Source organism: Snodgrassella sp. ESL0323 (assembly GCF_013346865.1).
In the GTDB taxonomy this organism is placed as follows: domain Bacteria; phylum Pseudomonadota; class Gammaproteobacteria; order Burkholderiales; family Neisseriaceae; genus Snodgrassella; species Snodgrassella alvi.
This window is the reverse complement of sequence record NZ_JAAEDT010000005.1, coordinates 25137-35384: the sequence shown is the minus strand read 5'-3', so window position 1 is coordinate 35384 and position 10248 is coordinate 25137. Positions and strand designations below refer to the sequence as shown.

Annotated in this window: 7 protein-coding genes; all 7 read right to left on the bottom strand. The window is 44.7% G+C overall.

Features of this window, described 5'->3' with window-relative positions; translation table 11 throughout:
• Positions 1-658 (bottom strand): DUF6531 domain-containing protein (locus tag GY065_RS00780; RefSeq protein ID WP_244621454.1); only part of this gene is annotated, 658 nt, incomplete at its 3' end.
• Between the two features lie 44 nt (positions 659-702).
• The gene (locus GY065_RS00775) at positions 703-1095 is read right to left on the bottom strand and encodes a PAAR domain-containing protein (protein ID WP_174832636.1); all 393 of its coding nucleotides are present in this window, start codon (positions 1093-1095) and stop codon (positions 703-705) included.
• A 10-nt stretch (positions 1096-1105) separates the two neighbouring features.
• Positions 1106-1720, bottom strand: coding sequence for a hypothetical protein (locus GY065_RS00770; protein ID WP_174832634.1), 615 nt, complete (start codon positions 1718-1720; stop codon positions 1106-1108).
• Positions 1721-1831: 111 nt separating this feature from the next.
• Positions 1832-2260: a DUF1795 domain-containing protein gene (locus tag GY065_RS00765; RefSeq protein WP_174832632.1), complete on the bottom strand. Its 429-nt coding sequence runs from the start codon at positions 2258-2260 to the stop codon at positions 1832-1834.
• A gap of 28 nt (positions 2261-2288) precedes the next feature.
• Positions 2289-4622, bottom strand: a complete 2334-nt coding sequence (locus tag GY065_RS00760; RefSeq protein WP_174832630.1) for a type VI secretion system Vgr family protein — start codon at positions 4620-4622, stop codon at positions 2289-2291.
• A gap of 945 nt (positions 4623-5567) precedes the next feature.
• On the bottom strand, positions 5568-6308 hold the full coding sequence (gene tagF, locus GY065_RS00755) for a type VI secretion system-associated protein TagF (RefSeq protein ID WP_174832628.1): 741 nt from the start codon (positions 6306-6308) through the stop codon (positions 5568-5570).
• Complete coding sequence (gene tssM, locus GY065_RS00750) at positions 6305-10234, bottom strand: type VI secretion system membrane subunit TssM (protein WP_174832626.1); 3930 nt, start codon at positions 10232-10234, stop codon at positions 6305-6307. The genes tagF and tssM overlap by 4 nt, the downstream gene beginning before the upstream one ends.
• Positions 10235-10248 lie beyond the last annotated feature (14 nt).

Here is a 10248-nt window from a genome sequence, read left to right as displayed (position 1 = left end):
GACGGTGATAGGTCATGCGCCGGTCGCTGTTGTAGGCAAATTCGCGGGTCTGGCGGTTCTCGGCATCAAAGACCTGTTGCAAATCACCCTGTTCGGTGTACTGGTAACGGTTCAGTAAGCGGCTGCTACCATCGCTTAGCTCTTGGCGGATTTCGGTCACGCGCTGCGGATGGCGCTGATCCTGATAGTGCAGGCTGATCCGGGCGGCGTTGTCGTTATCGGCAATTTCGACGATGCGGCTATGAGAATCGCGGTAGATAAGTAACTGGTTGTCGTTGCGGTCCTGCAGCATGCTCAGCAGCAGACGTTTGGGGTTGTTGGGATCGGGCTCAAACAGGCGGTAAAAGCCGTTGTCGTCTTCAATTACCCAGCGATCCTGTTCGCCGCGGCGGATGGATAAATTCTCGTTAAGACCGCGTATGCCTTTACCCGGCTGGATGGGTTCGATTTCGATACGCCGTCCTTCTTCGTTGATATAGACGGCGGCGCAGGAACCATCGGGCTGTGGATCGATTTCCATTTCGATTTCATAGTCAACACTCCAGCCGGCACCGAACATGTTGTGGGTGCGGGTGTCGACGCTGCTATAGAAACGCTGCCATTCGAAGGGCAGGTGAGCCGGCAGGGAGAAGTCGAGCTCTTCGGGACCATCAAGCAGTTTGGCACCGGTTGGCAGATGAACCGGATTACCTCTGAAGGGTTCTATAGATTTGAAACGCCAAGGCTAATAGCTGCTGCTTTAACAGCACACTCTGCAAAACGACCTAGTTTTGTGAAAAATTTTCCAGGAGATAACACCAGTGTTGCAATAGTGGCTATCTGCGTAATGGGATATTTGCCGCTTTTGATCTCTTGAACAACAACAGACTCTCCGCCAATACGTACATTGTTAGAGACTTTCTTACCACCTTCGCAGTCATCGGTGACTTTGGCTTCGCAGGTGCTGCGGTCATTACTGCGTACTGCCGGCTGGCCGTTGATATAGACTTTTTTGGAACCTTCGGCCAGATATTCGGCCGCGCCGGAGATGGTTCCTATTGTGGCACTGACAACGCTGAATCCGAGCCCCATAACAGCCAGTCCCGGCGAACCCATAGAACCAGTCCTACCGAATCTGGAAACCCATATCGGAGAAAGAAGACGGGTGTTTTTTACAAGTAATTCTGTCTTCCTCTCGAGGAACTGCTTGCGGATCAGGCGAAGCAACGGTCGGCCTAATAAACTCACTGGCTGCTGTTCCTAAGCCCTGCAGTATGTTTCCGGCTATATCGATAAAACCTTCAGGCTGTTGCGGTGCCTGTACTGTTTTTGTTTTATCTATTATGCCGGCAGCACGGGCTGAGTGTTTGCTATTGGTACGAGTATTGTGAGAACCGGTTTTAATCTCACCATCTTCAGATGGCGGAAATAAGCTGCCGACCCAGTCTGCAAGTTCCGAAATAGGATTTCCTAACTTATATGCAGCGGCAGCAGAAAGGGCCGTCCCTATAAGGCATACGGTTGTACCGGCACCTGCTGTTACCGCAGCTGCACCTGCTGCCGCTGCAGCTGCGATAGTGGCACCTCCTAATAAAGCTATTGCTCCTGCTGTGACGGCAATACATGCAGCCCCTATAGCTGCATAACAGAGTATTTCAACAGCGGCACTTGCAATATCAGCCAGCAATGAAATATGTAAAAGCACGTCTCCCTCACGGGCTGCCCAGTATGCTTCCCCCATTTGATAATCACCCTACCAATCAAGCTCAAATTTCAGCGTTTGTTTATTATTGGCTAATGTAAAAACTTTGCTTTATTAAATTCAGTTTTTTCAGTTAATTTATTTAAATCATCAAGTGTTAAATTCAAAGTTTTGTTTTATTATCTGCCATTGTGCTGCCTCTTCTTCACCGAGGCTGGTATTTTTTACATAGCTCATGGCAAACATGGTACGAGTGCCCGGAATAAGGCATACCAGCTGATACTGATAAACTCTTTCGTTCCCTTTGATAAACTGGTTGCGTAATTCAAACGCTTCAATATCCTGATTTTTTCCGAAAACAGTTTTGGTTTTCTGCTGGAATTTTAATCCTTTTACTGAGCTTTCCAAACGCTTTAACTGATCATCAAGACTGGACTCAAGGGTTTCATCCTCACCCAGTTCGCTTCTGCTCATAACCAGTGATGTACCAAGATCTTTAAATTTAAGAATATTTAAAGTTATATCTTTTAAATCATTACTAGGAATTTCTATTCGGGCATCATTTGTGTTATATAGCATTAATCATTCCTCAATTTTTGTCTGATATTTAAGAAGATGGAAAATTCTTGGATAAAGATTCAGCAAGCGCTGCCGAATCTTCATCTTTTTTGATAGGTGCAAGAGGTCCGCCTTTTACCATATTTAAATCTAACATTCCGTCTGTGGTATTGATTTGGCTGTTTTGCTTGGCTGTAATATTAAAACTTTCGCAAGTAACATGAAAATTTCCATCTGCGTGTAATTCAAGCGCAGTTTGTCCACAGGACAATCGTATACTTTTTCCGGCTGTAATAATCAAATTTTCACCAACCATGGTAGTTTTGTTTTTACCAACGGTTACCTGTTCGTCATTTTTTACTGCTCGCGAACAATCATGACCAATACTGGCAGTACGATCATTAGCTACTCTAATCGTTTCATTATGATCGATAGTTTTGGAACGATCATTTCCTATCCAATGGCTTTCATCATTATTCACTTCTATGCGCTGATCTTTTTCTGCGTGCAGCCAGAGTTCTTCCTGACCGGGCTTATCTTCAAAGCGCAATGCATTTGCATTTGCCGGTCCGCCACCGATAGAGTGACTGAACATACCGCTTTGCGTTTTACTACCCGGTAATCCCCATGGCGGCATGGTGTCGGCATTGTAAACACGGCCAGTGATAATGGGTAAATCGGGATCTCCGTTTTTAAAATCTACAATTACTTCCTGTCCGATACGCGGAATCTGAATACCACCAAAACCTTTCCCTGCCCATGGCTGGCTGACGCGGATCCAGCAGGAACTGTTTTCATCCCACTGGCCATAACGATCCCAAAGAAATTGTACTTTTACCCGGCCATATTTATCTGTCCAGATTTCTTCACCTGCAGGACCGGTAATAATGGCACTTTGCGGACCATGGGTATGTGGCTTTTTAATGGTACGCTGCGGACGAAAAACTTCGCTAGTAGGTAAGAGCTCAAAGCTGGTACCGTATACAAATTCCTGACCCTGACTACTGTGTTCACCGTTATCCTGGATCATAAAGGAAGAATCTATAATCAGATATTCACGGTTGGCATCTACTGTCGGGCAGTTTTCAAGATTAAAAGTACAGCCGGTAACCAGAGTACGTATGGTACCGCTGCCATATACCCGGCTGCCCAGAGATTTTTGTGCTTCCATGCGTACTTTGGTGAGAAATTCGCCCTCACTTTTATCAAAATAATCACCCGGCCATTCATAATGTTCATAATCGGGATGACCGGTTTCGCGGGGCTTGGCAACTATGCTGGTCAGTTTGGCTTTGGGCTTTTTGAAATCAAAATCGTCCAGTACCCATTTGCCAGTGCGCAGTGACTCTTTAGCTGCAATGGTGTCAATAAATTCTTTATCCAGCTTCAGCCCCTGTTGATGGAAACTGACTGACGGGGAACCCGGACAAGGTTTATGCGAACCTATAGCATCAACTAGCACGAGCTTATGACTACCCTCGCTATGCTCAAAGAAATAATAGATGCCGAATTCCTGCATTAAACGCTGCAGGAAATCATAATCGGTTTCACCGTACTGAACCTGAAAATTGCGTTTGGGATATGTTTCCGTGAGACGTTTTTCCATTTCAAACGGATATTCTCCTAATACTTCATCAAGAATATCGACAACGCTTTTATCCTGAAAGATTTTGTAATCACTGGTACGAGTAGCCAATTCCAGCCATGGTTCCAGACGCAATTCATATACAACTCCCCGGCCCTGATGACCAACCACCCGGGCAGCTGTAACCAAACCACTGATATAACGCTTATCTCCGCCTTCAAGTTCAATTGCAACAGTAAGGTCTTTACCAACCATTGGTTTTAACGGAAGGTTGGAACTGGGTGCAAAATAACCAATATTCAGTTTATCAGGGGTTTTCAGCTGAATAGTGTAGCTAAAGAGTTCACTCAGGGTTTCCTGCCCGCACATACTGGCAAAAGTGAGCATGCCCTTTGGTACAGCGGCACCACTGACGGTAACTGTTCGTGTTCCTGCACCACTGAGTGCACCAGCAATCGCATCTGTAATATCCTGAGCATCAGTTGGCATATTATCAAGCATGTTCTTCAATGGAGCGGCCGCACCACCGGCTGCAGCCTGAGCAGCTTTCATAAGTGCAGACGGATCTGCCACATTTCCTATTGCATCAATAGTATCTTTTGCCGTACTGACAATATTTTGGACCTGACTGATTGCTGCATTGGCTTTATCCGCCAATTGCCCGGCAAGCTGTTCTGTACCGGCCTGAACCAGTTCTCCGACATCTGGCGTTGCACTCTGTCCGCCAACAAAACCCGGTGTCTGTAAAGATGAATTTCCCGGAAGATTCAGTTTATCCGGATCTGCTTTAAAGCTCATAATCTTTCCCCATCGTTATTGTGCTGTATGCAGTTATACTGACCGCACTGGCGTATGTTTCAGTATTGGTTACTCTATTAGCAGACAGATAATCCTGTCCGATATAATAATGCTGCACAACCTCTGCACAGTTTCTGGCCTGATTAATAAAAATTGCTTCTTATTTACTACTAAGGTATCAACCAATAATCAAAAACAATATTAATTAATTTTCTGAAATAATCTTTCTTTAATCATTACAGAAAATTATGAATGTTTTTAAAAGTTCATGCTTAAAATATTCTTAATAGAAAAACTACTCTGTAAAATGTTTCTACATTAAAAATATCAAATGGGTTGCTCCGGTTAAATAAGTGCGCATAGCTACGTTCCAAACAAAGTTGATTAACATTTTCAGATCAAATCTGGTGCCAAATTGACCATACAAGAATAAAAGCAATTTTCAACACAGATAATAAAAAATCAGATTCCTTTTGCTCTTAACTTAATAAAACATTATTATATATAATTTTTACAAAATTATATGCATACTTTTTAAAATAAAATAATCAGAATGAATTGCAGCCTGTTGTCCCATATTTATATGCAGACAGAAATACTTCACAATTCTAATGTATACGCATACTTTGTCTTCCAAATAAAAGAAATTCTTAATTTAACAGACATTTCCATTTAGTATTGCCAATATATAAATCATTTCATGCATAAACCTAAGAATATTATTGCTACTTTCAGCAATATAAAAATATTATTAAACATTACTTTTCTGGAAAATATACCTCACTATTTGGTGTAACAGCGATATCTTCATACTAATACGGCTGATAATTACTTATATGAGTCTTTACTGAAGTTATAGTGATTGCTGTGTTTTAAATAACTTTATCGTCATTGCAATTTCTCCCTGTGTCAGTAAACGGAATTTTGCTGATTTAGCTGCCAACTTCATTCTTTCCAAAGCGCTGAACCCAGACATCTGGCATCTAAAAACTCACCCTTTTCATTCTGCTGCCAGAACCACCCTTCTGTAGGTGACTGCTGCCATACAAGCTCCGGCCAGTTGGCCCATGGTAAAGAGCGTACTCCCTGTAATCTGTCATTACTTATATGCTGATGACCGGTTAACTCACGACAGACAGTCTGATTACCGATCTGTGCCCGGGCAAACCAGCCGCCCCATTTCGGGCTATGCAGTTCCCATAGTCTATCCAGCTGTCCGGCAAGATCTTTTTTGTTATTTCCTCCCGGTGTTACGTAGCCGGCAACCAGTTGTGCCAGCCAGTAGAGCCAGCCCAATGGTGCATCCAGATAGCGTTGCAGCCAATGCTGGTTAACTGTCTGATAAATCACTAGCGGATAGGACCGGCCTATACTGTCTGCGGACGGACTTACTACGCCGATTAGCCAGTTCCGTCCCGAAAACGGTAAAACACCCGGCGCCAGCACAAAACTCCATGGTAAGGCATGGAATGTGATGCCAGTCTGCCCGAAATCAGGAGTCAGACGCAACCATGCCCGTTTATCCTCTTCAGAAGACGTTTGTTTAGTATGCAACCATTCCTGTTTGTTCAGCCATACACTCCAATCCTCAACTTCATGACTACGCACCTGATAACGCACATAATCACCGCGGTCTGGTAATTTACCCCATATTGCAGGTGATGAAACGCGCGGAATACCTATCATGGTGTGACTCCTCCCTGGGGACAGGTAAATCCATGCAATGGGTTGTTGACATTTTGCAAATTGAAATCAACACTGGAAGTTACTTCGAGCACAACACGACGTCCGTCAAATCTAAATTCTACTAAATGACGACTGTCACTCATGCTGCTGATGACACGGCCTTGATTAAGAAGACGAAATAATGCCCAGGGACCGTTGGTAATGATGGTTGAGCTATCCTGACGAATACGCGGATTAGCAGTGATTTCAGCCATTGATCCATTACGCGGACCAGGCCAGTTAATATGAAGCGGCCGTACCGGTCCATGCATATAGCGCTGAGACTGTCCGTCAATATCAATGATCAGATCGGTGATAGTAGGATCGAGTTCAACCACTTTAATATCCATAGACCATGACATTTTACGTGCACCCGGCTCCTGAAAAAAAGCTTCGCGGATACGTTTAGCCTGCTGGAATGGCTCCAGATTTGGTCCAGGTAGTGGTGTGGAATTACCTTCAGTTTGTTTATAACGCCATGGATTTGTGGTTATGTCTACCTGTGAAGCCAGTTGCTTGTTGAAAAAATCATCCAGCAAACCACCACTGGCAAAGACACGGTTAAAGTCGTCGGCACTCACTTCCTGATTACTGGCCACAAAGGGATAACGACCATCAATCACATTACGACAGTTACCACCTATCATGGCTTCCATTTGCCGGCTAAGAACTTCTCCGGAAGCAAGATTGAGTTTACGCGCGCCTTGTGTAGTCAGATCAAGCAAAATATTTTTCAGAGGCGCCGGCATTTTAGCTGCTTCCAGTCGTATTTTTTCGGCGGCATCAATTTTCGGAGGTAATGTATTGGCTGCCAGTGCATTGTCCGCTATCATCAATTGATTGTAATACTCATTGAGCAGGCTGAGCACGGTATCCAGTTTTTGCGGACGGCTGCCGGCACTATTATTCTGAATGTCAGCCACTCCGGTGACTACTTCACGTAAAGCTGCAAAACGGCTATCAACCAGTGTCTTTTCCAGTTGTTCATTGGGCTGTACATTTTTCAATAATTTAGCTGTCTGCACTGCCTCGCGTGCATTACCTGACAATCGTTGTTCTGCCCGCTCAGCCAGAATTTTCTGATTGGATTTGATGTCTATAGGTGGTACTAAGGTTGTCTGCTCAACAACTGCTTTGGACAAACGCATCAATGGCGAATCTGGCGCTGCAAATGTACGCAGGGTTTGCAAATCAAAAGCCAGACTGGTGCTGTTGTCCGCACCAGTACTGTTCACGCTATGAATATCTTCAAGAAAAGTCTGCCAGCGTGAGGTGTATTCCGTCAAGTAAAGGCGTCGTACTTCTTTAATTAAAGGATCTTCATCTCCGTTAACCCTCCGTGCCAGCTGTTGCGCACGCTCAGCAGTTTTTTTTTGAGAAGCAGTTGTCTCTCTTCCCATAACCCATTCATCATCTGCATAGGCGGCTGCGACAAATTCAGAGATACGTTTATCAAATAATTCACGATATCCCTGAACAGTAAAAAGCCCCGGAATGCCCTGATCCAGAGGAGTGCCGCTGGCACGAATAAAAACAGTACCCGCATCAGCACCAACAGCCCGGACAATAGTAAAATCTTCCGGAGCCTCATCAGTCATGGTAACTTTGGCCCGATCATAGATACGTTCAGTGCTGGAACTACCCTCCAGCAGTTCCCGCGCGCTGCGAATCAACGCGTCGTTTTTGGCAAATGGAGAATGTACTACACGGCTGCCATCAAATAATGCACCCAGATGTTCGTAAATACTGGCACTACCGCCAAACACAGCAGCAGTGTCGTTTTGTTCCCATTTCTTCAGTACCCATGCCTGAATTTCATTAGCATTAAATTTATCCTGATGTTCAGTATCCAAATTCAGTAACAGATAGACACGTAAGGCATCATAGGTTTCTTTAGCATCTTTCTGTGCAATTGCATTAGATAATGTACTTTCCACACCACGGACAATAGGTGGCAGTAATAATTGATCAAGCAGTTGATCATAAGTGGCTGCAGCACTCTTAATAACCGGAGGCACGCTATACAAACCATAACGGTAACTGGTTGGCGGTTTATCCGGATCAAGCCCAGGATAAGCAGCCAGTTCCCGGGCTGAATTCAATATATCCGGTACGGCTTCAGCAGTTGGTTTTCGCGCATAGGCACGGACTTTTTCCGCCAGTATTGTCGTTTTAGAACTGATTGCAGACAGGTAGCTAGTATTTTTACCATAACTGGTATACATACCCTGAACCAGCCAAAGAAAAATAATCAGTACTAGTGTATGCCCGGCAAAACGCATTACTCGGTAACGCATTTCCCATTGCAGGTTCGGCTGCACCAGATTAGGTTCCTGAAATACCAGTTTAGTCAGTAAATCATGCAGAAAATAGCTCCGACTGCCGGTAGGTGTTACTGTATTAGCGTAAAGGCTATTTTTTTCTGTGAGTGCCGGATCACGTTTTATAGCACGCCATAAACGTTGTAATGGTGATTGACGATCGGCATTAGCATTGGCTGGTGCCTGTGCGGCACTTGTAAAGTAAACACCACGGAGCGTATTGTGTAGCTGGGTAGAATCAAATTTAGAATCAAGAAATACGCGCTCAATAATATCCAGTAATGGTTCAGACAGTGCTGCAAATTCCTGAGGCAGCGCATAAAGATTACAGCGCCGCTGCACATCATATTCTTCCTGCAAACGGTTATCTATGCCCTGATCCAGACGTTTTGCCAGCAGTTTCAGCTCATTTTCACAGCTCGGACGTAACTGATCACGACTGTTTTTCTGCTGTTTCTGATCGTACGGAAGCGTAAAGCCCCATATCTGAGCACGGCCTTCTGTCGTCAGTGAATTGAAGTAATCGGTGAACCCTGGCAGCAAATCCATTTTGGTAACCATAAGATATACCGGAAAACGAATGCCAAGCTCTGTGCGCAACTCCGCCAACCGTGCTCTTAATGCCGCTGCCGCTGTAATACGTTCGGCCTCGGTTTTACCCGCCAGATCAGCTGCATTGATGGTTAGTAACACACCATTAATAGGTGCACGCGGCCGATATTTACGTAATAAACCAAGAAAGCCGCGCCACTCTCCGGCATTACGGGACGCATTTTCTGCTGAATCTCCGTCATCCTGGCGAACGTACCGGCCAGCAGTATCAATTAATACTGCTTCATTGGTAAACCACCAGTCGCAATGCAGGGTTCCTCCTTTGCCGGGAATAGCGATTGCTTCCGCCGACTGCCCCATTTGTTCTGCTAAAGGAAATTGCAGACCTGCGTTAAGCAATGCAGTGGTCTTACCGTCACCCGGTGCGCCAATAATCATATACCATGGCAATTCATACAGATAACGTTTACCTTCGAAAAGACGGCGAAAACCGATTCCCGGTTTACCAATTCTCATCTGTTTTAACTGCTCAATGGCACGGGTAACAATACTGGTAACAGCCCGCTGATCCTCGCGCGATTCTGCAACAGCAGATTTTTCTTTACGCGGACGAAGAATTTTTTGCAGTAATTGTTCGTCTACCCGCAATGCCTGCCAGAGACGGTATAAACCATAAAGGGCATAACAGAACAAGACAAGACCGATCAGCACAGCACGAACCCAGGCCGGAGCAAAAGGATGAGTCTTACCATATGCCAGCTGTGGTGCGGCTTGCCAGATTAATACACATATTGCTGCAACCCAGATAATTGAAAGTGACCAGTTCTTAAACCAGAGAAACAATAATCCAAACAGAAGCAGAATTGTGATCACGCGCATAGGTATGGATGCAAACGGATGAAATTCTCCAAATGCTAACAATGGCCCGACAAACCATATGACCAGTGCCAAAATGATAATACCGAGAATCGCCAGCATGCGACGTGAAAAAAGAAAATCTAGAATTTTTTGCATGTTATTTGCTTTTG